28 protein-coding genes and 1 riboswitch are annotated in these 24,454 nt (G+C 69.1%); of the genes, 17 read left to right on the top strand and 11 right to left on the bottom strand.

Going from position 1 to position 24,454, the window contains the following annotated elements; all coding sequences use genetic code 11:
- Positions 1–48: 48 nt before the first annotated feature.
- The 3 genes from B043_RS0109495 to B043_RS0109485 form a co-directional block, all read right to left on the bottom strand.
- Positions 49–1,575: a S8 family peptidase gene (locus B043_RS0109495; protein WP_018461818.1), complete on the bottom strand. Its 1,527-nt coding sequence runs from the start codon at positions 1,573–1,575 to the stop codon at positions 49–51.
- 79 nt (positions 1,576–1,654) lie between these two features.
- On the bottom strand, positions 1,655–2,494 hold the full coding sequence (gene cbiB / locus B043_RS0109490; protein WP_018461817.1) for an adenosylcobinamide-phosphate synthase CbiB: 840 nt from the start codon (positions 2,492–2,494) through the stop codon (positions 1,655–1,657).
- Positions 2,491–3,000: a histidine phosphatase family protein gene (locus tag B043_RS0109485; RefSeq protein ID WP_018461816.1), complete on the bottom strand. Its 510-nt coding sequence runs from the start codon at positions 2,998–3,000 to the stop codon at positions 2,491–2,493. Before B043_RS0109485 ends, cbiB begins: the two co-directional genes overlap by 4 nt.
- A 56-nt stretch (positions 3,001–3,056) precedes the next feature.
- Between B043_RS0109485 and cobT the strand changes: the two genes are divergently transcribed.
- The 7 genes from cobT to B043_RS0109450 all read left to right on the top strand — a co-directional run bounded on the left by cobT (position 3,057) and on the right by B043_RS0109450 (position 8,679).
- The gene (gene cobT, locus B043_RS0109480) at positions 3,057–4,070 is read left to right on the top strand and encodes a nicotinate-nucleotide--dimethylbenzimidazole phosphoribosyltransferase (RefSeq protein WP_018461815.1); all 1,014 of its coding nucleotides are present in this window, start codon (positions 3,057–3,059) and stop codon (positions 4,068–4,070) included.
- Positions 4,071–4,074: 4 nt separating this feature from the next.
- Positions 4,075–4,398, top strand: a complete 324-nt coding sequence (locus B043_RS0109475) for a heavy metal-binding domain-containing protein (protein WP_015065297.1) — start codon at positions 4,075–4,077, stop codon at positions 4,396–4,398.
- Between the two features lie 4 nt (positions 4,399–4,402).
- The gene (locus B043_RS0109470) at positions 4,403–5,095 is read left to right on the top strand and encodes an adenosylcobinamide-GDP ribazoletransferase (protein WP_015065296.1); all 693 of its coding nucleotides are present in this window, start codon (positions 4,403–4,405) and stop codon (positions 5,093–5,095) included.
- Entirely contained in the window at positions 5,074–5,637 is a 564-nt protein-coding gene (cobO, locus tag B043_RS0109465; protein ID WP_018461814.1) for a cob(I)yrinic acid a,c-diamide adenosyltransferase, read from the top strand. Before B043_RS0109470 ends, cobO begins: the two co-directional genes overlap by 22 nt.
- A 66-nt stretch (positions 5,638–5,703) precedes the next feature.
- Entirely contained in the window at positions 5,704–6,303 is a 600-nt protein-coding gene (locus tag B043_RS0109460; protein WP_018461813.1) for a protoglobin domain-containing protein, read from the top strand.
- Entirely contained in the window at positions 6,300–7,625 is a 1,326-nt protein-coding gene (locus tag B043_RS0109455; RefSeq protein ID WP_018461812.1) for a cobyrinic acid a,c-diamide synthase CobB, read from the top strand. Before B043_RS0109460 ends, B043_RS0109455 begins: the two co-directional genes overlap by 4 nt.
- Positions 7,626–7,647: 22 nt before the next feature.
- Positions 7,648–8,679, top strand: coding sequence for an Atu2307/SP_0267 family LLM class monooxygenase (locus B043_RS0109450; protein WP_018461811.1), 1,032 nt, complete (start codon positions 7,648–7,650; stop codon positions 8,677–8,679).
- 5 nt (positions 8,680–8,684) lie between these two features.
- Here the strand turns inward: B043_RS0109450 and B043_RS0109445 are convergent, their stop codons facing one another.
- From B043_RS0109445 to B043_RS0109415, 7 genes are read right to left on the bottom strand one after another with little or no spacing between them, the layout of a single operon-like run.
- The gene (locus B043_RS0109445) at positions 8,685–9,743 is read right to left on the bottom strand and encodes a sulfate adenylyltransferase (RefSeq protein ID WP_018461810.1); all 1,059 of its coding nucleotides are present in this window, start codon (positions 9,741–9,743) and stop codon (positions 8,685–8,687) included.
- Entirely contained in the window at positions 9,740–10,462 is a 723-nt protein-coding gene (cobA, locus tag B043_RS0109440) for a uroporphyrinogen-III C-methyltransferase (protein ID WP_015065289.1), read from the bottom strand. The genes B043_RS0109445 and cobA overlap by 4 nt, the downstream gene beginning before the upstream one ends.
- A complete protein-coding gene (locus B043_RS0109435; protein WP_015065288.1) occupies positions 10,455–11,189 on the bottom strand; it encodes a sulfite exporter TauE/SafE family protein in 735 nt (244 codons plus the stop codon). Before B043_RS0109435 ends, cobA begins: the two co-directional genes overlap by 8 nt.
- Positions 11,190–11,858, bottom strand: coding sequence for a phosphoadenylyl-sulfate reductase (locus tag B043_RS0109430; RefSeq protein ID WP_015065287.1), 669 nt, complete (start codon positions 11,856–11,858; stop codon positions 11,190–11,192).
- Positions 11,846–12,493, bottom strand: a complete 648-nt coding sequence (locus B043_RS0109425; protein ID WP_018461809.1) for a precorrin-2 dehydrogenase/sirohydrochlorin ferrochelatase family protein — start codon at positions 12,491–12,493, stop codon at positions 11,846–11,848. The genes B043_RS0109430 and B043_RS0109425 overlap by 13 nt, the downstream gene beginning before the upstream one ends.
- On the bottom strand, positions 12,475–13,239 hold the full coding sequence (locus tag B043_RS0109420; protein WP_018461808.1) for a uroporphyrinogen-III synthase: 765 nt from the start codon (positions 13,237–13,239) through the stop codon (positions 12,475–12,477). Before B043_RS0109420 ends, B043_RS0109425 begins: the two co-directional genes overlap by 19 nt.
- Positions 13,240–13,249: 10 nt before the next feature.
- Complete coding sequence (locus tag B043_RS0109415) at positions 13,250–14,974, bottom strand: nitrite/sulfite reductase (RefSeq protein WP_018461807.1); 1,725 nt, start codon at positions 14,972–14,974, stop codon at positions 13,250–13,252.
- 595 nt (positions 14,975–15,569) lie between these two features.
- On the opposite strand from B043_RS0109415, the gene B043_RS0109410 reads away from it, so the two are divergent.
- The 7 genes from B043_RS0109410 to B043_RS0109380 all read left to right on the top strand — a co-directional run bounded on the left by B043_RS0109410 (position 15,570) and on the right by B043_RS0109380 (position 21,707).
- Complete coding sequence (locus tag B043_RS0109410; protein WP_155987423.1) at positions 15,570–16,286, top strand: hypothetical protein; 717 nt, start codon at positions 15,570–15,572, stop codon at positions 16,284–16,286.
- A gap of 143 nt (positions 16,287–16,429) precedes the next feature.
- Positions 16,430–16,539, top strand: a riboswitch (TPP riboswitch).
- Between the two features lie 66 nt (positions 16,540–16,605).
- Positions 16,606–17,226 (top strand): thiamine phosphate synthase, encoded by a 621-nt coding sequence (gene thiE, locus B043_RS0109405; protein WP_018461805.1) that lies wholly within the window; start codon positions 16,606–16,608, stop codon positions 17,224–17,226.
- The gene (gene thiS / locus B043_RS0109400; RefSeq protein WP_015065282.1) at positions 17,213–17,407 is read left to right on the top strand and encodes a sulfur carrier protein ThiS; all 195 of its coding nucleotides are present in this window, start codon (positions 17,213–17,215) and stop codon (positions 17,405–17,407) included. Before thiE ends, thiS begins: the two co-directional genes overlap by 14 nt.
- Positions 17,408–18,178, top strand: coding sequence for a thiazole synthase (locus B043_RS0109395; protein WP_015065281.1), 771 nt, complete (start codon positions 17,408–17,410; stop codon positions 18,176–18,178).
- On the top strand, positions 18,175–19,101 hold the full coding sequence (locus tag B043_RS0109390; RefSeq protein WP_015065280.1) for an FAD-dependent oxidoreductase: 927 nt from the start codon (positions 18,175–18,177) through the stop codon (positions 19,099–19,101). Before B043_RS0109395 ends, B043_RS0109390 begins: the two co-directional genes overlap by 4 nt.
- Positions 19,098–20,405, top strand: coding sequence for a phosphomethylpyrimidine synthase ThiC (thiC, locus tag B043_RS0109385; protein ID WP_015065279.1), 1,308 nt, complete (start codon positions 19,098–19,100; stop codon positions 20,403–20,405). The genes B043_RS0109390 and thiC overlap by 4 nt, the downstream gene beginning before the upstream one ends.
- Before the next feature lie 6 nt (positions 20,406–20,411).
- Positions 20,412–21,707 carry an MFS transporter gene (locus B043_RS0109380; protein ID WP_015065278.1) on the top strand — a complete coding sequence of 432 codons (1,296 nt, stop codon included), beginning with the start codon at positions 20,412–20,414 and terminating at the stop codon, positions 21,705–21,707.
- 82 nt (positions 21,708–21,789) lie between these two features.
- Here the strand turns inward: B043_RS0109380 and B043_RS0109375 are convergent, their stop codons facing one another.
- Positions 21,790–21,993: a type II toxin-antitoxin system Phd/YefM family antitoxin gene (locus B043_RS0109375; protein ID WP_015065277.1), complete on the bottom strand. Its 204-nt coding sequence runs from the start codon at positions 21,991–21,993 to the stop codon at positions 21,790–21,792.
- A 46-nt stretch (positions 21,994–22,039) separates the two neighbouring features.
- Here B043_RS0109375 and thiD point away from each other — a divergent pair, with 46 nt between their 5' ends.
- From thiD to B043_RS0109350, 3 genes are all read left to right on the top strand, one after another.
- A complete protein-coding gene (gene thiD, locus B043_RS0109370) occupies positions 22,040–22,816 on the top strand; it encodes a bifunctional hydroxymethylpyrimidine kinase/phosphomethylpyrimidine kinase (RefSeq protein ID WP_018461804.1) in 777 nt (258 codons plus the stop codon).
- A gap of 494 nt (positions 22,817–23,310) precedes the next feature.
- Entirely contained in the window at positions 23,311–23,817 is a 507-nt protein-coding gene (locus B043_RS12845; protein ID WP_155987422.1) for a hypothetical protein, read from the top strand.
- 390 nt (positions 23,818–24,207) lie between these two features.
- A partial coding sequence (locus tag B043_RS0109350; protein WP_026234212.1) for a transposase occupies positions 24,208–24,454 on the top strand: 247 nt, incomplete at its 3' end.

Genomic DNA, 24,454 nt, shown 5'->3' with positions numbered 1-24,454 from the left:
CAAAGGGAAGCCCTCGCCCCAGGGGGCGAGGGCTTTGGGAGACTTAGTTCAGGGCCGCTTTAGCCAGAAGGTGTAGCTTCCAGAGCCCGAGTAGGCGTAGATCCGCCAACGGTAGTATCCGCTTTGGCCGTAGTAGCGGATGCTTTCGGTGGAGGTGGTGCCGGTGGAGCTGGCCACCGTGGTCCAGGCGCTGCCGTTCCAGCGCTGGAGGTAGAGGTCAAAATCCGCGTTGCTCGGCCCTTGGAGGTAGCCCTCATGAGTCCCGGCGGCGCTGTAGTAGTAGCTTCCATTGGGTTGGTAAGCGGACTGGCCGGTGCTAAGGCTTCCCGTGTAGGTTTCACACCCCGTGCACGGGGAGGGCGAGGAAGAGGAGCTTAAGAGGCTGTAGAGGAGACGGTTGGGAGAACCGGTTCCGATGCCCGAGAGTTTGTTGGTGGTAGCCCCATTGAGGATGGCCGAGGTCACCTGGGACGGGGTAGCGGTGGGGTTCTGCTGTAGGTACAGGGCGGCTACCCCGGCCACGTGGGGGGTGGCCATGGAAGTCCCGTTAAGGGTGGAGGTGGCGGTGTCCGAGGTGTACCACGCCGACAGGATGCTTTGGCCCGGTGCGAAGATGTCCAGGCAGCTTCCGTAGTTGGAGAAGCTGGCCCGGGCGTCGGTGGAGGTGGTGGCCCCCACGGTCACGGCCTCCGGCACCCTGGCTGGGGAATAAAGGCAGGCATCCTGGTTGTCGTTCCCTGCCGCTACCGCGTAGAACACCCCTGCGGCGATGGAATTCTTAACCGCGTTGTCTAAGGCGGTGGAGGCCCCCCCTCCCAGGCTCATGTTGGCCACCGCCGGTTTCACGTGGTTCCGGGTAACCCAGTCCACGCCGGCGATCACCCCGGAGTTGGTGCCCGAGCCGTTGCAGTCTAGAACCCTGATCGCGTAGAGACGGGCCCCCTTGGCCACGCCGTAGGTGGCTCCGCCGATGGTGCCGGCCACATGGGTACCGTGGCCGTTGCAGTCCTGACCGTTGCCCCCTAAGGCGTCGTAGGCCACCTGGGCCCGTCCGCCGAAATCCTGATGGGTGGTGCGGATGCCCGTGTCGATTACGTAAACGTTGACCCCTTGGCCGGTGGCGTTGTAGGTGTATCCTCCGTCCAAGGGCAGGCTCCGCTGGTCAATCCGGTCCAGCCCCCAGGGTGGGGAGGTCTGCACTGCATAGGCCTGGACATAGGCGTCTTGTTCTATGAAGGCCACCCTGGGGTCTTTGCGCAGGGTGTTCAGGGCCTGGGGGGTTAGCTCAGCGGCAAAGCCGGGCAGGGCGGCGGTGTAAACTTGGTCCACGCGGGCCTCCATGGGGGAGAGCCCTAAGGTGGTTAGGATATCCCCTTGGGCCAGGGCCTTGACCGCTTGGGCGCTCTCTTTTTTGAAAACCACGATGTACCGGTCGGGGATGGCGTTGGGGTTGTCCGTGCCGTAGAGGGGAGCTTCCTGGATCTCGGTGTTGCCGGGTACTTCCCCCGTTGGGGTTTGGCAGCCCCAGAGCCCAAATAAAGCTGCGCTCCATAGGATAAGCCACTGATAACGCATATGGTCCTCCCAAACAGCGTTTAGCCTTTTAAGGCCGAGGGGGACTATACCGGGTTTCGGGGTGGGTGTCAAGAGGCCCTTAGAGGGCCACCCCCAGAAGCCCCCCGAAGGCGTACCCCAGCCCGCCCACCAGCCACACCCCTCGGCGGAGGTCCCGGGGGGTGGGGGAGGGGGCCAGGGGGTTCAGGGCGTAGGCCCCCCGTTTCCTGAGGCGCACCCCGAGCCTCAGGGCCAGGGCGGCCATGGGGTAGCCGGCGTTGGGGGAGGGGGTCTTCCGGGCCTCCCCCGGGAGCCTGGGCCAGAGCCGGGGCGGGCAGAGGAGGAGGCCGGCGAGCCGTGCGGGAAGGAGGTTCAGGAGGTCGTCCGCCCGGGCGGCGAAGGCCCCCCTCTCCCCGTGCTCGGGGTAACCCCACATGGCGTCCGCGGTGTTGGCGTAGCGGTAGAGGGCGGCCCCTCCCAGGCCCAAGAGGGCGAAGTAGAGGAGGGGGGCCAAGAGGCTATCCGAGAGGTTTTCCGCCAAGCTCTCCAAGGCCGCCTCCCGCACCTCCTCCGGGCTTAGGTCCGCTGTTTTCCGGCTTACGATGCGCCCCAGGCGGTTTTGGCCGGCCTCGAGGCCCTCCCCCAGGGCCCTTTCCACCGCCAGGACCTCGGAGAGGAGCATCCTCAGGCTGAAGAGGGGCTTGAGGAGGAGGCCCAGGAGGGCCCACCCCCAGGCGAGGGGCCTCAGGAGGAGGTCCAGGAGGAAGGCGGGGAGGGCGAAGAGGATCGCCCCAAGGGTCCAGTAGAAGGCCCCGGACCAAAACCCTCTCACCCGGGGCCAGGCCCACCCCAGGTACCGGCCCATGAGGACCACGGGGTGGAGCCTAGAGGGGGGTTCCCCAAAGAGGGCGTCCAGGAGGAGGGCGAGGAGGAGGCTCATCCGAGCCCGTCCAGGACCCGGTGGGGCCAGTCCACCACCACCACGTGCCCGGGGGGCACCAGCCCGTCCTCCCCCAGGGCCCGGAGCACCGCCCGCACCACCCCCCCGTGGGTGAAGAGGAGGCTGGGCTCCCGAAGCGTTTCCAGAAAACGGAAAACTCTTTCTTGAAAATCCTCCAGGGTTTCTCCGCCGGGGGGCCGGAAGCCCTGGAAACGGAGGAGGGCTTCCTTGTGCACCGGGTCCAGCCCTTCCCAAAGGGCCCCCTCCAGGAGGCCGAAGTGGATCTCCCTGAGGCTTGGGGTGGCCTGGGGGGCGAAGCCCGCCAGCTCCGCCGTCCTCAGGGCCCGCCTCAGGTCCGAGCTGTGGGCGGGAAGGGGAGGGAGCCTCTCCCTAAGGGCCTTTGCCTGGGCCTCCCCCTCCGGGGTGAGGGGCAGGTCCGTCCAGCCCAAAAGCCGCCCCTCCCGGTTCCATTGGGTTTCCCCGTGGCGCACGAGCCAAAGCTCCATGCCACCCCAAGCTTACCCCTTTGACGCGGGGGGAGGAGCCTCCTTAGGATGCTCCCATGGACCTCGAGACCCTCCAGGCGGCCAAGGCGCGGATGGCCCAGCTCACCAAGCCCCCCCGGGCCTTGGGGGTTTTGGAGGAGGTGGCCGTGCGCCTTGCGGCCATCCAGGGGCGGGTGAAGCCCGAGCTGGGCCCCGGGGCGGTGGTGGTGGCGGCGGCGGACCACGGGGTGTTGGCGGAGGGGGTTTCCGCCTACCCCCAGGAGGTCACCTTCCAGATGGTCCTGAACTTCCTCCGGGGCGGGGCGGCCATCAACCGCTTCGCCCAGGCGGCGGACTGCCGGGTCTACGTCCTGGACGTGGGGGTGAAGGGGGAGCTCCCCGAGCACCCGGGGCTCCTTAGGGCCAAGGTGCGCCCAGGGACGGCCAACCTGGCCCGGGAGGCCGCCATGACCCTGGAGGAGGCGGAAAGGGCCCTCCAGGCGGGGAGGACGGCCGCCCGGAAGGCCCTTTCGGAGGGGGCCACCCTCCTCGCCGCGGGGGACATGGGCATCGGGAACACCACCGCGGCCGCGGCCCTTTCCGCCGCCCTCCTGGACCTTTCTCCTGAGGAGGTGGTGGGCCCGGGCACGGGGCTGGACGAGGAGGGCCTGGCCCGCAAGCGGCAGGCGGTGGCCCGGGCCCTGGCCCGCCTCCGCCCGGGGATGGGGCCCTTGGAGGTGGCCGCGGAGGTGGGGGGGCTGGAGCTCCTCGCCATCGCCGGGGTGTACCTGGAAGGGGCGGAGGCCGGGGTGCCCCTGGTGCTGGACGGGTTTCCCGTTTCCGCAGGCTTCCTCCTGGCCTACCGCCTAAAGCCCAAGGTCCTGGACTACGCCTTCGCCGGCCACCTCTCCCGGGAGCCGGGCCACCGGAGGGTCCTGGAGGCCCTGGGCCTGAGGCCCCTCCTCCAGCTGGACCTAGCTTTAGGGGAAGGCACGGGGGCGGTGCTGGCCATGCCCCTCCTCCGGGCCGCGGCGGCCATCCTCCACATGGCCACCTTCGCCGAGGCCGGGGTGAGCGGCCCGGTATCCTAAGGGCATGATCCTCACCACCGGCACCACGGTAGAGGGGCGCAGGGTGGAGGCCTACCTGGGCATCGTCTTCGGGGAGGCCATCGTGGGGGCCAACCTCTTCCGCGACCTCTTCGCCCAGATCCGGGACATCGTGGGCGGGCGGAGCGGGGCCTACGAGGCCGAGCTCAAGCGGGCCCGGGAGATCGCCCTAAGGGAGATGGAGGAGGAGGCCCGCCGCCTGGGGGCCGACGCGGTCATCGGGGTGGACATCGACTACGAGGTCCTTGGGGGCAACAACTCCATGCTCATGGTCACCGCCAGCGGCACCGCGGTGCGCCTGGCCCCCTAGCCCCTTGCGCGCCCTCCTCGCCGCCTTCGCCCTCCTCACCGTCCTCCCCCTGGGGCGGGCCTTCGCCCCGGAGGACCTCAAGGGGGCCTCGGCCTTCTTCCCCCTGGTGGGCTACGCCCTCGGGGGCCTCCTGGCCCTGGCCTCCCTCCTCCCCCTCCCCCCGGGGCTCCTGGGGGCCCTTCTCCTCGCCCTTTGGCTTGCCCTCACGGGCTTTTTGCACCTGGACGGGCTTCTGGACACCGCCGACGCCCTCCTTGGGGCCAAGCCCCGGGAGAAGCGCCTCGCCATCCTCAAGGACCCCCACCTGGGGGCCTTCGCCTTCGGGGTGGGGGGGCTTTACCTCCTCCTCAAGGGGCAGGCCTTGGCCCTTCTCCCAGAGCCCCTCTTCCTCCTCCTCCTCCCCGGCTTCGCCCGCTTCGCCTTCCTGCCCTTCCTCCAGCGTTACCCCCTGGCCCACCAGGGGATGGCCGCCCTGGTGCGGGGAGGGCCCCTTCTCCCTCCCTTCCTCCTGGCCCTGCCCTTTCCCATCCTCTACCCCGGGCCCGCCCTCCTGGCCTTCCTCGCGGCCTATGGGGTGGCCCGGCTGGCCCTGGCCCGGATAGGGGGGCTTACGGGGGACGTGCTCGGGGCCATGGTCGCCCTATCGGAGCTTGCGGGTCTGCTAGGGTATGCCCTATGGAGCGCCCTCCGCGCCTAAAACCTTACGGGAGGCCCACGGGGGAAAGACGGGGCCTGGTCTTGGTCTACACCGGGGACGGCAAGGGGAAGAGCACCGCCGCCTTCGGCCTGGCCCTCCGCGCCCACGGCCGGGGCCTTCGGGTGCGGGTCTTCCAGTTCATCAAGCACGAGGGGGCCCGCTTTGGGGAGCACCGGGCCTTCGCCCAGCTGGGGGTGCCCGTGGAGGGCCTGGGGGACGGCTTCACCTGGAAAAGCCGGGACCTGGAGCGCTCCCGGGCCCTGGCCTACGCGGGCTGGCAAAGGGCCAAGGAGGCCCTTCTCTCCGGGGCCTACGACCTCCTGGTCCTGGACGAGATCACCTACCCCATCCGCTACGGCTGGGTGCCCCTCGGGGAGGTCCTGGAGGCCCTAAAGGATAGGCCCCCCCACGTCCACGTGGTCCTCACGGGCCGGGGGGCTCCGGAGGCCCTTTTGGAGCTGGCGGACACGGTGACGGAGATGCGCAAGGTGAAGCACGCCTTTGACCAGGGGGTGCCCGCCCAGCGGGGGATAGAGCACTGAAGGTTTTGGGCGCGAAGCCTCTTGGGGGCGTACCGTGGGCCCCCGGCCCGATTAGACTGGAGGGGGATGACGGAGAAGAACCTCGCCCGCTTCTACGCCATCGCCCAAGGGATCTGGAGCCAACTCCCCCCAAGCGCCCGCTTCCGCCCCCTCGAGGACGGCAAGGTCCTCGCCCGGCACCGGGCCTTCCTCGAGGGCCTGGTGGACGAGCTGGTGCAGGGCTTCTACGACACCCTCTTTGCCCACCCCCCTACCCGCGCCGTCTTCCGGGAAGGGGAGAGGCCCCTTAGGGAGAAGACCTTAAGGGACTGGTACCTGCGCACGGTCCAGGGGCCCTTCAACGGCCAGTACTTCGCCTGGCAGGCCCTGGTGGGGCTCGTACACGTGCGCCGCCAGGTGACCAACGCCATGATGGCCGCCATGTGGAACTGGCTGGTGGAGCGGGTGGTGGAGCGGGCCCACGCCGCCCTGCCCCCGGAGGAGGCCAAGGCCCTGGAGGGGACCTGGCGGCGGCTCGGCTTCACCGTGGCCGCGCTTATAGGGGAGGAGTACCTGGACGCCTACCTCGAGGCCCTGGCCGAGGCCCGGGGAGAGGACCCCCAGGCCTTCCGCGCCCTGGCCCAGAGGGAGGCGGAGCGGCTTCTCCAGGAGCTTAGCCCCAGGTGAGGCTCCCCCGCCTCCTCCTCGCCGCCCCCCACTCGGGGGCGGGGAAGACCACGGCCGCCCTGGCCCTCCTCCTTGCCCTGAGGGACCGGGGGCTAAAGGTGCAGCCCTTCAAGGTGGGCCCGGACTACATCGACCCCACCCACCTGGAGGGGGCGGCAGGGCGGAGGCCCTACAACCTGGACGGCTTCTTCCTGGACGAGGAGGGCCTCCTCGCCCTCTTCCGCCACGGGGCAAGGGGGGCGGACCTGGCCCTGGTGGAGGGGGTCATGGGCCTCTTTGACGGGAAGGACCCCTTGGGCCGGGTGGGCTCCACCGCCCAGGTGGCGGCCCTCCTAAGGGCCCCCGTGGTCCTGGTGGTGGACGCCGGGGGAATGGCGGGTTCCATCGCCCCCCTGGCCCTGGGCTTCGCCCGCCACCATCCCGGGGTGCGGGTGGTGGGGGTCATCGCCAACCGGGTGGGTTCGGAGCGGCACGCGGAGATCCTGAAGGAGGCCCTCGCTGCCCACGGGCTTCCCCTCCTGGGCTGGCTCCCCAAGGACCCCGCCCTGGAGCTTCCCGAGCGGCACCTGGGCCTGGTGCTTGCGGGGGAGGCCGAGCCCGATTGGGAGGCCTTAAGGAGGCTTCCCCGGCTGGACCTGGAGGGCCTCCTCTGCCTGGCCCAGGAGGCCCCGCCCCTCCCCGAGGCGCCCTCCTTCCTCCCGGAAAAGGCCCCTCCTAGGCTCCGGGTGGCCTACGCCTGGGACCGGGCCTTCCGCTTCTACTACCCCGAGGCCCTGGAGCTTCTGGAGGCCCTGGGGGCGGAGCTCATCCCCTTCAGCCCTCTGGAGGACGAGGCCCTGCCCCAGGCAGAGGCCCTCCTCCTGGGGGGCGGCTACCCCGAGCTCTTCGCGGAAAGGCTTTCGGAAAACGGGGCCATGCGCTCGGCCGTCCGCGCCTTTCCCGGCCCCATCGTGGCCGAGTGCGGGGGGTACATGTACCTTTCGGAGGGGCTTTGGGTTGGGGAAAGGTTCTTCCCCATGGTGGGCCTGGCCCCGGGGGAGGCCCGCATGGCGGACCGGCCCGTCCTCGGGTACCGGGAGGTGGAGGCCCTAAAGGACACCCCCGTGGCCCGGAAGGGGGAGCGGCTCAAGGGCCACGAGTTCCACTACGCCCGCCTTCCCCCTTCCCCAAGCCCCGCCTGGCGCCGGGTGGGGGGAGAGGAGGTGGAGGGCTGGACGGACGGGAGGGTCCTGGCAAGCTTCGTCCACCTCTACCTCCCCGCCCGCCCCGAAGCCGCCCGGCGGCTTCTCGCCCAGGGTGGGTCAGGGCACTTTCAAAAATAAAGCGTGGGGTTAGCCTGGCCCCATGGAGATCGGCCTCTACACCTTCGGCGACCGCACCCTAGACCCCGAGCTCGGCCGCCCGCCCACGGGGGAGGAGCGCCTAAAGCGCCTTCTGGAGGAGGCGGAGCTTGCGGACCAGGCGGGGCTTGCGGTCTATGCCGTGGGGGAGCACCACCGGCCGGACTACGCCGTCTCCGCCCCGGCGGTGGTCCTGGCGGCCATGGCCGCCCGCACCAGGAGGATCCGCCTTTCCAGCGCGGTGAACGTCCTGAGCTCCGACGACCCCATCCGCCTCTTCCAGCAGTTCGCCACCCTGGACCTCCTCTCGGGCGGCCGGGCGGAGATGATGGTGGGCCGGGGCTCCTTCATAGAGTCCTTCCCCCTTTTCGGCTACGAGCTCAAGGACTACGAGGCCCTCTTTGAGGAGAAGCTCGCCCTCCTCCTCAGGCTCCGGGCAGAGGAGCGGGTGGACTGGCCCGGGGGGCGGTTCACCCGGCCCATCCCCGGCCTTGGGGTCTACCCCCGGCCCCTCCAGAACCCCCTGCCCCTCTGGGTGGCCGTGGGGGGGACGCCGGAGTCCGCGGTGCGGGCGGGGCGGCTTGGTCTCCCCATGGTCCTCGCCATCATCGCCGGGGACCCCAGGCGCTTCCTTCCCCTGGTGGAGCTCTACCGGGAGACCGCCCGCGCCCACGGCCACACCCCCCGCCTGGCCTTGGCGGCCCACGGTTTCCTGGCGGAGGACGACGAGGAGGCCTTCCGCCTGGCCCTGCCGGCTTTCCTCGAGGTCATGAACCGCATCGGCCGGGAGCGGGGCTGGCGCCCCTTAACCCCGGCCTACTTCGCCCGCTCCCGCACCCTGGAGGGGGCGGACTTCATCGGCAGCCCCGAGCGGGTTCTGGAAAAAGCCCTCTACTGGCGGGAGCTCTTCCGGCCCGATCGGCTTCTCCTCCAGCTCACCGTGGGCACCCTGCCCCACCGCAGGGTCCTGCGGGCCATAGAGCTTTTAGGGGAAAAGGTCCTTCCCGCCCTTAAGGCCCCTTCCCCCGCAGCCTAGGGCGCCTACCCTCCTCCCACCACCCCCGCCCGCAGGATGGGCACCAGCTCGGGGCGCACCAGCTCCGGGGGCGGGGCCTTCCCCTCCCTTAGGAGGGCCCGCACCCGGGTCATGCTGATGGCAAGGCGCTTCTCCATGTGCCCCTCGGGGCAGGTCCTCTCCGAGGCCATCCCCCCGCAAAGGGGGCAGTGGAAGACCGCCCCCACCCGCACGACCTCGATCCCCAAGGGGGGGAGCTGGTCAAAGATGCGGTGGGCGGCGTAGGGCTCGTAGAAGTCCCCCACCCCCGCGTGGTCCCGCCCCACCAGGAAGTGGGTGGCCCCGAAGTTCTTCCGCACCAGGGCGTGGAAGACCGCCTCCTTGGGCCCGGCGTAGCGCATGGGGGTGGCGAGGCCGAAGAGGGCCACCCTGTCCGCCGGCAGGAAGTGGGCGATGAGGTAGCGGTAGGCCTCGAGGACCGTCTCCGTGGGGAAGTCGTCCGCCTTCTTGGCCCCCAGGATGGGGTGGACCAGAACCCCGTCCGCCATCTCCAGGCCCAGCCGGATGAGGTACTCGTGGGCCCGGTGGGGGGCGTTGCGGGTCTGGAAGGCCACCACCCGCTTCCAGCCCCGGGCCTGGAAGTAGGCCCGGGCCTCCTCCGGGGTCTTCTCCAGGGGGGTGCGGGGCCGGGGCTTGAGGAGGGCCACCCGGCCCCCCAGGGCGTAGGGCCCCTTGGCGTAGAGGCGGGCCACCCCGGGGTGGGCCTCGCGCTCCGTGCCGAAGACCGCCTTGGCCAGGGCCCTTAGGTCCAGCTCGAAGGCCTCCTCCACCTCCAAAACCCCCACCGCCTCGCCCCCATGCAAGAGGGCCACCCGGTCCCCCGGGCCCGCCTTGGGTTTGGTGCGGAACTGGAGGAGGATGGGGATCGTCCAGACCTCCCCCGTGGGCAGGCGCATCTCGTGGGCCACGGAAAGCGCCTCCTCCCGGGTGAGGAACCCCTTCAGGGGGTGGAAGGCCCCCGTGGCCAGGTTCTCCAGGTCCAGCCGCTCGTCCTCCCCGATCTCCACCGCACCGTCCCAGCTCATCCCGCCACCTCCAGGGCCTTCAGGCGTTCCACCAAAGGCTCAAAGGCCCCCACCACCGCCCCCACCAGGAAAAGGGCGGGGGGGCGCACCGCCACCTTCCCTTCCGCCACCTCCCCCAGGGTGGCCCGGAGGCGGCGCTCCTTTGGGGTGGAGGCCTGCTCCACGAAGAGGCAGGGCTCCAAAGGGCTTCGCCCAAGCCGAATGAGCTCCCTTGCGATCCAGGCCCGCCTTCCCGCCCCCATGAGGACCACCAGGGTGGGCACCCGGGCGAAGGGCGCCAGGTCCGGGTACCCCCCGCCCTCCAGCACCCCTGAGACCACCGCGAACCCGTGGGCCAGGCCCCGGTGGGTGAGGGGCACCCCCGAGGCCAGGGCGCTGGTCACCCCCGGCACCACCTCGCAGGGGACCCCGTGGGCCAGGAGGAAGCGGAGCTCCTCCCCGCCCCGGCCGAACACAAAGGGGTCCCCCCCCTTGAGGCGCACCACCAGGGGGTAGGCCCGGGCGTACCGCAGGAGGAGGCGGTGGATGGCCTCCTGCTTTTCCCCCTCCCCCTCCTCCTTCCCCACGTCCACCCGCTTGCCTCGGACGAGCTCGAGGATGCGCTCGTCCACCAGCCGGTCGTGGAGGACCACGGGGGCCTCCTTTAGGAGCCGGTGGGCCTTCAGGGTGAGGAGCTCCGGGTCCCCGGGGCCCGCCCCCACCAGGTAGACCCTACCCATGGGCCACCCCCCGGTAGACCAGCTGGCTCCCGATGAAGAGGAGCCAGAGGAGGAGGGCCACCCTCAGGGGCTCCTTGGGCAGGCGGGTGGCGAGAAGGGCCCCAAAGGCGCCCCCCAGGACCCCGCCCAGGGCCAGGGGGAGGAGGAGGGCCCCCTCCACCGCCCCCAGGGCCAGGTGCACCCCCCCGCCCAGGAGGGCCAGGAAGAGGCCGAAGAGGAGGTCCGTGCCCACCACCTTCTGGGGGGAAAGCCGGGTGGCGTGGAGGAGAAGGAGGGTGCCGAGGGCCCCGGCCCCCGCGGAGGAGAAGCCCACCTCGAGGCCGATCCCGAAGGCCCCGAGGGGCAGGAGCCAAGGCCTCTCCCGCCCCCCCGCCCGCCTTAGGCCCACAAGCCCAAGCCCCGCGGAAACGACCACCGTGAGGCCCACCAGGAGGAGGACCAGGTCCTTGGCCCCCTTTAGGGCCCAAAGCCCCAGGCTTCCCAGGAGGACCCCGGGAAGCCCCCCGAGGAGGAGGAGGCCGAGGGCCCGCCCCGCCACCTGCCCTCGGAGGAGGTACACCCCGCCCGCGGGGACCTTTACCAGGAAGCCGAAGAGGAGGGCCGTGCCCACGGCGGCTTCCGGGGGGAGGCCCAGGGCCAGGATGAGGAGGGGCGCGGTGACCGTGCCCGCCCCCACCCCCGTGACCCCGATGGCAAAGGCGATGAGGAACCCCAGGACGAAGGCCATCTAGCCCTCCTTTGGGTGCAGGTGGATGCCGCACTCCAGCTTCCCCTTGCCCGCCCAGCGGCCCGAGCGGGGGTCGGAGGGGTCCAGGGGCTTGGCGGTGCAGGGGGCGCAGCCGATGGAGAGGTACCCCTCCTCGTAAAGGGGAAGGAGGGGGAGGTCGGCCACCGCCAGATAGGCGAAGACCTCCTTCAGGGTCCAGTCGTAGAGGGGGCTCACCTTGGTGAGCACCTCCCCGGTGGGCAGGCGGGCCTCCTCCAGGGGCTTTAGATGGGCCCGGGTGGGGGACTGCTCCCGCCTTAAGCCCGTGAACCAGGTGTCGTACCCCCTCAGGGCCTGGAAGAGGGGCCGCACCTTGCGCAGCTCGCAGCACCGGTCGGGTGCGGTTTCGTAGAGGCGGCCGAAGCGGGCCTCCTGCTCCTCCCGGGAAAGCTCCGGCGTGAGGTTCACCAGCCGGAAGCCCAGCCTCCTTTGGAGCTCGTCCCGGTAGGCGTAGACCTCGGGAAAGTGGTAGCCCGTGTCCAGGAAGAGGACGGGGATGTCGGGCCGGGCCTTCAGGAGGAGGTTTAGGACCACCACGTCCTCCGCCTGGAAGCTGCAGGTGAAGCAGGGGGCCTTGGCCCCTTCCAGGGCCTTGGCGATCCAGCGCTCGGCCGATCTCACCTTGTCCACGGCACCACCTCCTTTAAAAGCTCCTCTATGCGCCCCTTGGCCCTCTCGTCTCCTCCCACCGGGTCCAGGTCCAGTTCCTCCAGCACCAGGTCGGCGATCCGGTACCAGAGGCGCTTGCGTTCTTCAAAGCCCGGGATCTGGGCGATCCTCGGCCTGAGGGCCTTGAGGTGGGCCACCGCCTCCCCCAGGGCCTCGGGGAGGAGGAGGGCGAGGCGCTCCCTGAGCCGCACCGCCAGGGCCGGGGCCGCCCCCGAGGTGGAGAGGGCCACCACCAAAGGCCCCCGCCTGAGGACTGCGGGCAGGATGGCGCTGGCGTTTTGGGGATCGTCCACGGCCACCAGGAAGACCCCCCGGGCCTCGGCCTCCCGCCGGAGGCGGGGGTTCAGGGCCCGGTCCAGGCTCACCACCAGGAACTGGCCCTTGAGGTCCCCTTCCCGGTAGCCCCGCCTCTCCCAGCGGAGAAGCCCCCTTTCCTCCTTCTCCCCAAGGCCCCAGAGGTCCTCCCCCGGCCAGAGGACGGTGACCCGGGCCCCCGCCTCCAGGAGGGCCTGGAGCTTGGCCTCCGTCTCCGCCCCCCCGGCCACCAGGAGGACGGGCCTTCCCGTTAGGTCCAGCATCAAGGGGAAGTAGCCCATACGGCCTCCTTGCGGAAGGCCTGGAGCATGGCCCCAAGCCGCTCCGTTTCCGAGACGAAAAAGCGCTCCACCCCCCATTCCCTTAAGGCGTCGGCGGTGACCCGGCCCACGGCCAGGGGGAGGACGCGGGTGTTGAGGGCCTCCCGGAGGGCTTCCGGGTCCCTTGCCCCCTCAAAGAGGAACTCCACCTGGAGGGCGGCCACGAAGGCCACGGCCTCCACCTCCCCCCGGAGGACGGCCTCCTCCAGCCGCCGGAGGCCCTCGAGGTCTGGGAGGTGGCGGTAGGGGAGGAGGGGAAGCACCTGGAAGCCCCGCTCTTCCAGGGCCCGTTCCAGGAGGGGCAGGGGCTTGCCGTAGAGCTGGAGGGCGGCCCGGCCAGGCCCTTCTGGAAGGAGGGGGAGGAGGCTTGGGGAGGTCCCGTCCCCGGTGGCGTGGGGGGGAAGGCCCAGGGCCCTTAGGGCGCGAGCGGCCTTCTCCCCCCGGGCCAGGCGGTGGGCCTGCTGGAGAGGTCGCTTGAGGTCCAGCCCCAGGGCCTCCCCGGCCTGGAGGAGGTCCTTAACCCCCACCCCCGTGGTGGCGAGGAAGAGGTCCACGCCCCGGGCCAGCGCCTCCAGGGCCTCCGTGTACTCGGGCACGGGGATCCTTTCCGTGGCCTGGACGGGAAGGAGAAGGGGGGTGAAGCCGAGCTTTTCCGCCAGGACCTTGAACTCCTCCTTCCTGCGGAGCCCCGCGTAGGCGATGCGCACGCCCCACCTCCTACACCGCGCACTCCCCGCGCCCCAAGGAGACGCTGAAGGCCTGCCCCTCCGCCCCCAGGTCCTCGTAGAGCGCAGGGGCCTCCTCGTAGGGGGGGATCTCCTGGAGGTCCGCCAGGAGGGGCTTGAAGGAGGCCGTCCCCACCCGGTCCAGGAAGGCCTGGAAGCTTTCCCCGTTCTGCCGCTCCGCTTGGTAGCGCTTTAGGATCCTTTCCACCGCCTCCGGCACCCTGCGGGCCGGGACGCGGCCTATCACCTGGCCGAAGCGGGCCTCCCCTTCCCGGGTCCCGCCCCCGAGGAGGAGGGTGTAGTGGGGCACTTCGCGCTCCCCCACCTTGCGGCTTGCGCCGTAGAAGCCGATGTCCGCGATGTGGTGCTGGCCGCAGGCGTTGGGGCAACCGGAGATCTTGAGGCTTAAGGGTCGCAGCGCAGGGTCCTGGGCCAGGGGCAGGGCCTGGAGGCGCTCCTCCAGGGCGGCGGCCAGGCCCCGGGAGCGGGTGATGGCCAGGTTGCAGGTGTCGGCCCCGGGGCAGCGGGTGATGTCCAGGAGGGTGTGGGCCCCCGCCTGGGCCAGCCCTGCCTCCAACAGGGCCTCGTAAAGCCCCCCTAGGGCCCACTCGGGCACGAAACGCAGGAGGAGGTTTTGGCTGATGGCGCTCCGCACCTCCCCTGCGTAGGCCTCGGCGATCTCCGCCAGGGCCCTTAGGCCCTCGGGGGTGATGTCCCCTAAGGGCAGGCGGACGGTGACGGTGTAGAACCCCTCCTGCTTCTGCCGAAAGAGGTTGGTCCGGCGCCACGCCTCAAACCCCGGGGCGAAGGAGAGGGGCTTCCTGGGCGGGGTGGGGAGGGCGGGGGGTGGGGGGTCCTCAGGGGGGGTCCAGGCCTCGAGGTCGGCCCCGCTGGCGGTGAGCTTGACGATCCGCCGCTCCTCCCGCACCGCCTCCCGGAACTCGGCGATGCCCCAACGCTTCACCAGGAACTTGAGCCGGGCCTGGGTGAGGACCTTGCGGTTGCCGTAGCGGTCAAAGAGGCGGATGACCGCCAGCATGGTGGGGAGGAGGTCCTCCTCCGGGGTGAAGGGCTCCAGGAGCTCGGCCCCCATGGGCGCCGCCCCCAAGCCCCCGCCCACGTAGATGCGGAAGCCCCGCTTTCCCCCCTCCACCGCGGCCACCACCCCGATGTCGTGGATGGGGGTGCGGGCATGGTCCGTGGAGCAGCCCTCAAAGGCGATCTTGAACTTGCGGGGCAGGTTCTGCCCCACGGGGTGGCGGAGGAAGTAGCGGTAGGCCCGTTCCGCGTAGGGGGTCACGTCAAAGGGCTCCTCCGGGGAGACCCCCGCGTAGGGGCAGCAGGTGACCGCCCGGATGGAGTGGCCGCAGGCCTCGCGGGTGGTGAGGCCCACCCGGTTCACCGCCCGGAGGACCTGGGGCACGTCCCGGCGGTGCACGTGGTGGAGCTGCACCGCCTGGCGGGTGGTCACGTGGGCCAGGCGGTTTTCCGCGTAGCGCTCCGCCACCTCCGCCAGGACCCTAAGGCCTTCCGGGGTGATCCGCCCCACGGGGAGCTTGATGCGGATCATGTGGTGCTCGGGCCGGCCCCGGATGCCGTAGATGCCGTTTTTCAGGCGGTAAACGCGGAAATCTTCCGGGTCTTCCTCCCCCGCCTCGAGGCGGGCGATCATGGCTTCCAGGTACCGGATCTCCTCTTCCGCCAACCGGTCCAGCATCCCTCCACCTCCCCCGCCCCTGGGGGGCGGTTGGGGTTCAGTATACATATGAGCCTATGAAAGTCAAGGGTATAGAGGGCGTAGCCCCTATCCCCCCCGGCCCACCCCGGGAAGGCCCCGGGGAATCCCTGGGATATCCCTCGGCAAGGGGGTGCTACATTGGAAGCAAGGGGAGTTCAACGAGCAAAAGGGGGTGAGGCGGATGAAGGTCCAGAAGGTTTGGTTGGCCCTTGGCCTAGCCCTTTTTGCCGCTTGCGGTGGACCAGGCGGTGGGGGCAACCAGGGGGGTATGTCCCAGCAGGAGTTTGGCCAGGCCTTGGACGAACACACCCAAACGCAACAGCAGGTCGTCCAGCAACTCATCCAAGATCCTGCGTTCCAGGCTTTCCTGGGGAATCCGATGGATGGTCTGAGCCTAGAATCGCTCGCCCTAGCACCTTTTGGAGGGACTTTGCCCGGTTTCTTCCCCTTCCCGGGCCTTCGTCCCCTAAACCACCCCTCTGAGAATCATGCACTTCCCCGGGGAGGCTGGGACTATACCGCCGATCCCAACAACCCCACGCCCTATGACCCTCGGTCCCCTTATGACCTAGGTGTGAAGTGGACCGCGTCGGGCCAGGTGGCGGAGCTCCTGGTGGACTGGGACAACGGCAGGGCCACCCTTTGGCCTCACGATCAGAGCGGCCAGAGCTGGGAAGCCCCCCAGGCGGCCCAGGCCCATATGACCTTAGGGGACGATGAGGTTGGCCACGCTGACTTTGAGGCCACCTGGTATAACTGCAGCGCCGCCAGCACCTACATCCTGGAACCCACCCGGCTTGCTTTCTCTGGCTACCTTGGCCAGACAGCCCAGCTCAACTGGGATGCCTCCTACCAGCTTACCGAAGGCGCCCAGGACCGGATCCAAGCTGCGCTTGACCTCTCCACCCAGGGCACCAATCCCACTTCCGGCCTCTCCCTGGAGCTCACCCTGAACGGGCAGCTTACCCGGGGTGCCAACTGCTTCACCCAGAGCTTCCAGCCCCAAAGCGGTTCCTTCACCCTGACCTCCCAGGTGGGTTCGGAGAACATGGTCTTCCAACTCCAGGTCACCAACGTTCAGTGGAACCCCGACGGCCGACCCATTCGGGTGGATCTGAACGGCTACGTGGACCACAACAACCAGCGGGCGGTGAGCTTTAGCGGGTATCTCGATGAAGAAGACCTGAACGGCACGGATCCCTGCCCTGGGGAGGACGTAACCCTTACTTTCCGCGACGGATCGGTTAGCCTAGAGGCATGGCTCCAGGACCAGGGTGCCTGCCGGCCGTAGAGGGGTGGGGGTAGCCCTGGGGTTAACCGAGCTTTGAGCTAGGCCGGCCAGTTTGAGGGGTTGGGCCCGGTTCCTCCGAAAGGGGGCCGGGCCCAGAGTGTGTCCACCCCCCTTTTCCGCCCCACCCCTCTGCTATAGTGGAGGGGACAGGCTAGGGGTGCCCCAATGGAGGGGCTGAGAGCTGGGTCCTTCCCAGCAACCCTTGGAACCTGATCCGGGTAATGCCGGCGGAGGGAAGCCTATGCGGAAGACCCCCCACACAACCCACCCCTTCCTCAGGCCGCGTGGGCCTCGGCCGCCGGCCTGAGGGGGTGAAAGGTTGCTCGGCAGGCTCTATTTGGTGGTGACCCCGCGCCCGGGCTGGACCTTTGAGGAGACCTTGGCGCGCACGGAGAGGGCCCTGGCCGGCGGGGTGGAGGTTTTGCAGCTTAGGGCCAAGGACTGGGAGGCGAGGCCCACCCTGGCCCTAGGGGAGAGGATGCTGGCCCTGGCCCGGCGCTACGGGGTGCCCTTTTTCCTCAACGACCGGCCCGATCTGGCGGCCCTCCTGGGGGCGGACGGGGTCCACCTGGGCCAGGGGGACCTGACCCCGGAGGAGGCCCGGCGGTTCTTCGGGGGCCTCTTGGGCCGCTCCACCCACGCCCCGGAGCAGGCCCTAAGGGCCCTTAGGGAGGGGGCGGACTACCTCTCCGTGGGGCCCATCTGGGAGACCCCCACCAAGCCCGGGCGGAAGGCGGCGGGGCTTTCCTACGTGCGCTGGGCCGCGGAAAACCTGGGGGAGAAGCCCTGGTACGCCATCGGGGGGATCAGCCTGGAGAACCTGGACCAGGTCCTGGAAGCAGGGGCCCAAGGGATCGTGGTGGTCCGGGCCATCCTGGACGCGGAGGACCCCGAGGGGGCGGCCCGGGCCTTCCGGAGGAGGCTCTATGGTCTTCCTTAACGGCAAGCCCCTGCCCCTCGAGGGCAAGACCCTGAAGGAGGTCCTGGCGGAGCTGGGCGTGGAGCCCGAGCGGGTGGCCGTCCTCCTCAACGAGGAGGCCTTTCCCGGCCACGCCCTCCCCGAGCGCCCCCTGGAGGAGGGGGACGTGGTGGAGGTGGTGGCCCTGATGCAAGGAGGCTAGATGGACGCCTGGAGGGTAGGGAAGAGGGAGCTTAGAAGCCGCCTCATCCTGGGAAGCGGCAAGTTCAAGGACTTTGGGGTCATGCGGGAGGCCATAAGGGCCGCGGGGGCGGAGGTGGTCACGGTCTCCGTGCGCCGGGTGGAGCTCAAGGCCCCGGGGCACGTGGGCCTCCTGGAGGCGTTGGAGGGGGTCACCCTCCTCCCCAACACTGCAGGGGCAAGGACGGCGGAGGAGGCCCTGCGCCTCGCCCGCCTGGGCCGGATCCTCACCGGGGAGGACTGGGTGAAGCTGGAGGTCATCCCCGACCCCACCTACCTCCTTCCGGACCCCCTGGAAACCCTAAAGGCGGCGGAGCGGCTTCTTGAGGAGGGCTTCACCGTCCTCCCCTACATGGGGCCGGACCTGGTGCTGGCCAAGCGCCTCGCCGCCCTGGGCACGGCCACGGTCATGCCCCTCGCGGCCCCCATCGGCTCGGGCTGGGGGGTGAGGACCCGGGCCCTTTTGGAGCTCTTCGCCCGGGAGAAGGCCCACCTCCCCCCGGTGGTGGTGGACGCGGGGCTCGGCCTCCCCTCCCACGCGGCGGAGGTCTTGGAGATGGGCCTGGACGCCGTCTTGGTGAACACGGCCATCGCCGAGGCGGAGGACCCCCCGGCCATGGCCGAGGCCTTCCGGTTGGCGGTGGAGGCGGGAAGGAAGGCTTACCTCGCGGGCCCCATGCGCCCGAGGGCGGGGGCGAGCCCTTCCAGCCCCACGGAGGGGGTGCCCCTGTGACCGAGGTGGCGGTGGTGGGGGCGGGGGTGGTGGGGGCCCTCGCCGCCTACGAGCTCAGGAAGAGGGGCCTCGAGGTGGCCCTCCTGGACGCGGAGAAGCCGGGAGCCGCCACCCTGGCCAGCGCCGGCATGCTCGCCCCCTACCCCGAGGGGCTTTCGGGGGAGGTCTTGGAGGCGGGGCTTTTTGGGCTGGAGTACTACCCCGAGCTCCTTAGGGAGCTTGCAGGGAGGGGCCTCGAGGTGGAGGCGGGCTTCGGGGGCACCTGGGTCGTGGCCCTCTCGGAGGAAGAAAGGGCCTTCTGGGCCGCGGAGGAGCCCCCGCCCTACCCCGTGCGGGGGGCCCGGGGGGCGAGGCGCTTCCCCGGGGGGTACGTGAACCCCAGGGACCTGCGAAGGGCCCTCCTGGAGGCCCTTAAGGCCATGGGGGTCCCCCTCCTCCGGGCGGAGGTGGAGGGGGTGGGGGAGGGGCGGGTGGTCTGGCGGGAGGGCCTCTTAAAGGCCCGCACGGTCCTCCTCGCCGTGGGGGCCTGGGGCGGGCGGTTCGGCCTTTCGGTGCGCCCCCTGAAGGGGGAGGCCCTCCTCCTCTTTGGCCCCGCCCCTCCAGGCCCCCTCTTCGCCGGGGAGGGCTACCTCCTCCCCCGGGAAGGAGGGGTCTACCTGGGGGCCACCGCCCGGGAGGGGGTTGCGGACGGGGTGGACCTCTTTGGCCTTAGGTGGCTTTCGGACTACGGGCACGAGCGCTTTCCCCCCTTGGAGGGGGCGCGCTTTAGGGAGGCCCTCTGGGGGTACAGGCCCCTGGGGGAGCTCTTTGTGGGTGAGGTGGAAAAGGGCCTCCTGGCCGCCACGGGGCACGGGCGGAACGGCGTCCTCCTGGCCCCCTGGACGGCCCATAGGGTCCTTTCCCTTTTGGGGGTGAAGGCATGACCCAGCTGGAAGCGGCAAGGAAGGGCATCGTCACCGAGGAGATGGCCTACGTGGCCGAGCAGGAAGGGGTTTCCCCGGAGTTCGTGCGGGAAGGGGTGGCCGCGGGGCGGATCGTCATCCCCAGGAACCCCAACCACACCACGCTGCGCGACTTCAAGGGCATCGGGGAGGGGCTTTCCGTCAAGGTGAACGCCAACCTGGGCACCTCCTACGACTACGTGAACCCCGAGGAGGAGGTGGAGAAGGCCCGGATGGCCATCCAGTACGGGGCGGACACGGTCATGGACCTCTCCACCGGGGGGGACCTCAAGGCCATACGGGCGCGCATCCTGGAGGTGGCCACCGTCCCCTTGGGCACCGTGCCGGTCTACGAGGCGGAGTTTAGGGCCGCCCGGCGGAAGAACTTCTTTGACATGTCCGCGGACGAGCTCTTCCAGGTGATCGAGGAGCACGGGAAGGAGGGGGTGGACTACATCACCGTGCACGTGGGGGTGACCCTGAAGAACCTGGAGACCTACCGGAACACGGGGCGCACCACGGGCATCGTGAGCCGGGGGGGCGGGCTCATGGCCGCCTGGATGCTCCACCGGGGGGAGGAAAACCCCCTTTACGCCCGCTTTGACGACCTCCTGGACATCGCCCGTACCTACGACATAACCCTCTCCTTAGGGGACGGGCTCCGGCCCGGCTCCTTGGCCGACAGCACCGACCGGGCCCAGATCGCCGAGCTCCTCACCATCGGGGAGCTGGTGGAACGGGCCCGGCGGGCCGGGGTCCAGGCCATGGTGGAGGGCCCGGGGCACATCCCCCTGAACGAGATCGCCACCAACGTCCAGATCCAGAAAAAGCTCACCGGGGGGGCCCCCTTCTACATCCTGGGCATGCTCCCCGTGGACACCGCCGCGGGGTTTGACCACATCGCCGGGGCCATCGGGGGGGCCATGGCGGGGTGGCTGGGGGCGGACATGCTCTGCTACCTCACCCCGGCGGAGCACCTGGGCCTGCCCACCCCCGAGCACGTGAAGGAGGGGGTCATCGCCTTCAAGATCGCCGCCCACGCCGCGGACGTGGCCCGGGGGAACCCAAAGGCCCTGGAGCGGAACCGGCGGATGTCCGAGGCCCGCTACCGCCTGGACTGGGAGGGGCAGTTCGCCCTCGCCCTCTTCCCCGAGGAGGCCCGGCGCCTCAAGGAGGAGCGGGGCTCTAAGACCAAGGCCTGCAGCATGTGCGGCCCCTTCTGCCCCATGAACCTGGTGGAGGCGGTGCTCCGGGGCGGGGCGCGGATGGAGCTCCCTGTAGGCTGAAGCGGTATGGACCTCCTTGCCCGTTTGGAACGCCTGCCCCTGGGCCGGCCCCACCTGAGGCTCCTCCTTCTCCTCGGCCTGGGCTGGGCTTTAGACGCCATGGACGTGGGGCTCATCGGCTTTACCCTCCCGGCGTTGATCCGGGAGTTCGGCCTGAGCCCGGCCCAGGCGGGGCTTTTGGGAAGCGCGGGGCTTTTGGGGATGCTCCTGGGGGCTGCCCTGGGGGGGCGGCTCGCGGACCGCTTGGGACGGAAGGCGGTGGTGGGCTACAGCCTCTTCCTGGCAGGGGCAGGGAGCCTCCTCACCGCCTTGGCCCCAGGGGTGGGCTGGCTCTTCCTCTTCCGCTTCCTCACCGGGGTGGGCCTGGGGGCGGAGCTCCCCGTGGCCGCGAGCCTCATGGGGGAGATGAGCCCCCGGGCCCACCGGGGGCGGATGGTGGTCCTCCTCGAGGCCTTCTGGGCCTTGGGGTGGCTTCTTGCCGCCCTTTTGGGCTACCTCCTCGTCCCCTCCTGGGGTTGGCGGGCGGCTTTCCTCGCCGGAGCCCTTCCGGCCCTCTACGCCGCCTACCTCCGCCTATCCCTTCCCGAGTCCCCCCGCTTCCTCCTGGCCCAGGGGCGGGTGAGGGAGGCCGAGGCGGTGGTGGCCGCCTGGGAGAAGGCTTTTCCCGGCCCCCTTCCGGAGCCCGTTCCCCTTCCCCCTCCCAAGCCCCTTCCCTACAAGGCCCTTTTCCAGCCCCCCTTGAGGCGGCGCACCCTTTTCATCGGCCTGGCCTGGCTGGCCCTGAACGCGGGCTACTACGGGGCCTTCATCTGGCTCCCCTCCCTTCTGGTGGCCCAGGGCTACGGCCTGGTGCGCTCTTTAGAGTACGTCCTCCTCATCACCTTGGCCCAGGTGCCGGGCTACCTCCTGGCCGCCTTTTTGGTGGAGCGCTTGGGGCGAAGACCGGTGTTGGTGGGCTTCCTTGGCCTTTCCGCCCTCTTCGCCTACCTCCTGGGCCAGGCCCAGGGCCCGGGCCAGGTCCTCCTTTTTGGGGCCCTCCTTTCCTTTTTCAACCTGGGGGCCTGGGGCGCCGTTTACGCCTACACCCCCGAGCTTTTCCCCACCGCCCTGAGGGGGAGCGGGGCAGGCTTCGCCGCCGCCCTTGGCCGGGTGGGCGGGGTGCTGGCCCCCTACGCCACGGGCCTCCTCCTCCCCGCCTTGGGCCCCGGGGGGGTCCTGGCCCTCCATGGGGCCCTCCTCCTCCTAGCGGGGGCCTTCGCCTATGGGGTGGGGGTAGAAACCCGGGGCCTTCCCCTGGAGTGAGGCCGTGGCCCGGCTAAGGGGGAAGGGGAAACCCCTGCCGCTCCGCCAGGAGGCTTCCCCGGCTCTCAGGCAGCGGGAGGTCCTAGAGCTCGGGCCTACCTGTTCCCGATCGGACCAGGCCCTTCCGTACCAAAAGGCTCAGGCTCTCGTCCTGAGCCTGGGGAACGGGCCCCAGCCGGGCCACGGGCACCCCCCGGTCCAGGAGGAGAACCTCCTCCCCCTGCCGTACCCATTCCAGGAGGAGGTCCAGGTGGTTTCTGGCCTTGATAACGGATACGGTTCGCATAGGGCCATTTTGGCCCCCTGAAAACCGTCCTTCAAGGAGGTAAGCCATGCGGGTAGCCCTGACGGTGGCCGGTTCCGACCCCTCCGGGGGCGCAGGGGTCCAGGCCGATCTCAAGACCTTTAGCCGCTTTGGGGTCTATGGGGCCGCGGCCCTCACCCTCCTCACGGTGCAGAACACCCTGGGGGTGCGGCGGGTGGAGCTCCTCCCTCCGGAGTTCGTCTACGAGGAGATCCGGGCGGTGGCCGAGGACCTCCCCGTCCACGCCCTGAAGACGGGGGCCTTAGGGAGCGCCCCCATCGTGGAGGCGGTGGCAAAGGCGGTGCGGGACTTCCGCCTGGGGCCCGTGGTGGTGGACCCGGTGATGGTGGCCAAAAGCGGGGACCCCCTCCTGGGGGAGGAAGCAGTGGCCGCCCTGAAGGAGGCCCTCCTTCCCCTGGCCTTCCTCGTGACCCCGAACCGGATGGAGGCGGAAAGGCTTTTGGGAAGCCCCATCCGCGACCTAGGGGATGCGGAGGAGGCGGCCATGACCCTCCTCGCCTTAGGCCCCAAGGCCGTGCTCCTCAAGGGGGGCCACCTCCCGGGGGCGGAGAGCGTGGACCTTCTCGCCACGGGGGAGGGCCTGAGGCGGTTCTCCGCCCCCCGGGTGGCGACCCGGAACACCCACGGCACGGGGTGCACCCTTTCCGCGGCCATCGCCGCCCACCTGGCCCTGGGGCGCCCCCTCGAGGCGGCGGTCCTCGAGGCCAAGGCCTACCTCACCCGGGCCCTGGAGAGCGCCCCGTCCCTGGGGCACGGCCATGGGCCCCTGAACCATTGGGCCTAGAGCTCCTGGATCGCCAGGGAGGTGGGCCCCTTTCGCCCCGAGCCGCCGGTCTAGAAGCGGATGGGAACCTCAGATGAGGTTTTCCAGGGAAGGGTAAGCTCTCCTTTGTCTTGTCAAGGCTAGGCACCTAGCTGAGGGGGGTATCTTTCCTTACAGAACTCTTGGGGTTATTATTCTCTAAAGGTCTTGATACGGGGGGATGTTGAGCAATGGCGGGCAAAAACCCAAAATCGGGTCCCGGTGATCTTAAGGCAAAGCCTGCTTTTGTTCGTCTTGGGAGCTATCCAGCTCAACGACTCCATGACCTCGATGGCCTTTTTCAGGTCTACTGGGTTCAGTATGCTGTTACTCCCCCGGTAAAGCAAATAGAAAAATCCTTGTCCAGAGCTGGCGGTTCCGCTCTAGTGATTTTTGCTGGTAATGTGGAAACCCTCTTAGATCTTTTCTATGTAGAAGGTTCCCAATGCTTTCGAGTGAAAGTTGAGAATGAATGGTTGAAGAAGCTCCTTTCCGAGATAGAGGAGCGCTATCGCAGAACAGAGGATGCACTTGAGGTTGCGGATTGGGTTCGGGAGTCTATACGGGCTTACAGCGAGGGGCAAATCGCTCGCAGAAAGCGCCCCTACCGAAACTACGGCCTTTTTAGTGAGCATTTTTTAGTTAACCGACTGCCGGAGAGTGAGGAATGGCGTGAGGACCCTGAGCCGGTGCGAGCGAAACTCCAGAGGCTTTATCGCGAAAAGGAAGCTCTTCTTAAAGATGCCAACGAGGCTCAAACCGAGGAGGAGTTTATTCGTCCCGTCCTCGAGGTCCTTGGCTTCGCCTACTGGGTACAGGACACCACCAAAGCCACCGGAGGCCCTCAGCGCCCAGACTATGTGCTCTACCCAGATGAGGACACCAAACGGAAAGCGGTAGGGCATAAAACGGACGAGGTCAAGCGGTACGCCCCGGCCTTGGCCATAGCCGAGGCCAAGTACTGGGGACGTGACATGACTTAGATAAAAGAGAGGTTTTGGATTCAAAGTACCGTATTTACGATCTGATACGATGTGAGGAAGATACGCCTCGTGTAGAGGCAGATTTTGATATAGATTCGATACTTTCTGAAGTGCAGACTAAACTGCTCTCTGAACTGGCAACACAAACGGCCGTTCCTATAGAAACCTTGCCGAAGATTCAGCGTGAGGTGCAAATATTTCTTCGTGATTTGTCGAGGAATCCCCAGATAGATCGGCGCTGCATCGTCGATCTGCTTAAGGCGCTTAAGCGTCCTCTGCCCCATCCCCTTCTCCGCGATCTGCAAGCTATTTATAGCTCCTATAAAGAACACCCCTCGCGCCTTCTAGACGAGCTATTGAGGTCGTGTAAGGAATTATGTGTAAGGGTCTGTGTTTAATAGGGGGGCACACCTTAGACGGAGGAGGTGCCCCTTGGATCAGGATACCCTGCGGATCTTGCTGAGGGAAGCGGTGCGGGAGACAGTAGCCGAGGTTCTGCAGACGGTTCTGGAGCTGGACCGGACGGCCTTCTTGCAGGTGCACGGAGGCCGCAGGAACGGCTACTACCCCCGCAAGCTGGAGACCACCTTCGGCCAGGTGGACCTGAAGGTCCCTAGGGATCGGGAATCTCGGTATT

The organism is Thermus oshimai DSM 12092, assembly GCF_000373145.1.
GTDB lineage: Bacteria > Deinococcota > Deinococci > Deinococcales > Thermaceae > Thermus > Thermus oshimai.
Note: the sequence above shows the minus strand (reverse complement) of the source record. Positions and strands in the feature narration are given on the sequence as shown.

What these genes read in the sequence shown, in the direction of transcription:
- thiS (WP_015065282.1), top strand. Translation starts at nt 17,213, where the DNA reads ATGGTCTTCCTTAACGGCAAGCCCCTGCCCCTCGAGGGCAAGACCCTG.
- B043_RS0109460 (WP_018461813.1), top strand. Translation starts at nt 5,704, where the DNA reads ATGACGGAGAAGAACCTCGCCCGCTTCTACGCCATCGCCCAAGGGATC.
- B043_RS0109435 (WP_015065288.1), bottom strand. Translation starts at nt 11,189, where the DNA reads ATGGCCTTCGTCCTGGGGTTCCTCATCGCCTTTGCCATCGGGGTCACG.
- cbiB (WP_018461817.1), bottom strand. Translation starts at nt 2,494, where the DNA reads ATGAGCCTCCTCCTCGCCCTCCTCCTGGACGCCCTCTTTGGGGAACCC.
- B043_RS0109395 (WP_015065281.1), top strand. Translation starts at nt 17,408, where the DNA reads ATGGACGCCTGGAGGGTAGGGAAGAGGGAGCTTAGAAGCCGCCTCATC.
- B043_RS0109375 (WP_015065277.1), bottom strand. Translation starts at nt 21,993, where the DNA reads ATGCGAACCGTATCCGTTATCAAGGCCAGAAACCACCTGGACCTCCTC.
- B043_RS0109485 (WP_018461816.1), bottom strand. Translation starts at nt 3,000, where the DNA reads ATGGAGCTTTGGCTCGTGCGCCACGGGGAAACCCAATGGAACCGGGAG.
- B043_RS0109415 (WP_018461807.1), bottom strand. Translation starts at nt 14,974, where the DNA reads ATGCTGGACCGGTTGGCGGAAGAGGAGATCCGGTACCTGGAAGCCATG.
- cobT (WP_018461815.1), top strand. Translation starts at nt 3,057, where the DNA reads ATGGACCTCGAGACCCTCCAGGCGGCCAAGGCGCGGATGGCCCAGCTC.
- thiC (WP_015065279.1), top strand. Translation starts at nt 19,098, where the DNA reads ATGACCCAGCTGGAAGCGGCAAGGAAGGGCATCGTCACCGAGGAGATG.
- B043_RS0109380 (WP_015065278.1), top strand. Translation starts at nt 20,412, where the DNA reads ATGGACCTCCTTGCCCGTTTGGAACGCCTGCCCCTGGGCCGGCCCCAC.
- B043_RS0109475 (WP_015065297.1), top strand. Translation starts at nt 4,075, where the DNA reads ATGATCCTCACCACCGGCACCACGGTAGAGGGGCGCAGGGTGGAGGCC.
- B043_RS0109495 (WP_018461818.1), bottom strand. Translation starts at nt 1,575, where the DNA reads ATGCGTTATCAGTGGCTTATCCTATGGAGCGCAGCTTTATTTGGGCTC.
- B043_RS0109425 (WP_018461809.1), bottom strand. Translation starts at nt 12,493, where the DNA reads ATGGGCTACTTCCCCTTGATGCTGGACCTAACGGGAAGGCCCGTCCTC.
- cobO (WP_018461814.1), top strand. Translation starts at nt 5,074, where the DNA reads ATGGAGCGCCCTCCGCGCCTAAAACCTTACGGGAGGCCCACGGGGGAA.
- thiD (WP_018461804.1), top strand. Translation starts at nt 22,040, where the DNA reads ATGCGGGTAGCCCTGACGGTGGCCGGTTCCGACCCCTCCGGGGGCGCA.
- B043_RS0109445 (WP_018461810.1), bottom strand. Translation starts at nt 9,743, where the DNA reads ATGAGCTGGGACGGTGCGGTGGAGATCGGGGAGGACGAGCGGCTGGAC.
- B043_RS0109450 (WP_018461811.1), top strand. Translation starts at nt 7,648, where the DNA reads ATGGAGATCGGCCTCTACACCTTCGGCGACCGCACCCTAGACCCCGAG.
- cobA (WP_015065289.1), bottom strand. Translation starts at nt 10,462, where the DNA reads ATGGGTAGGGTCTACCTGGTGGGGGCGGGCCCCGGGGACCCGGAGCTC.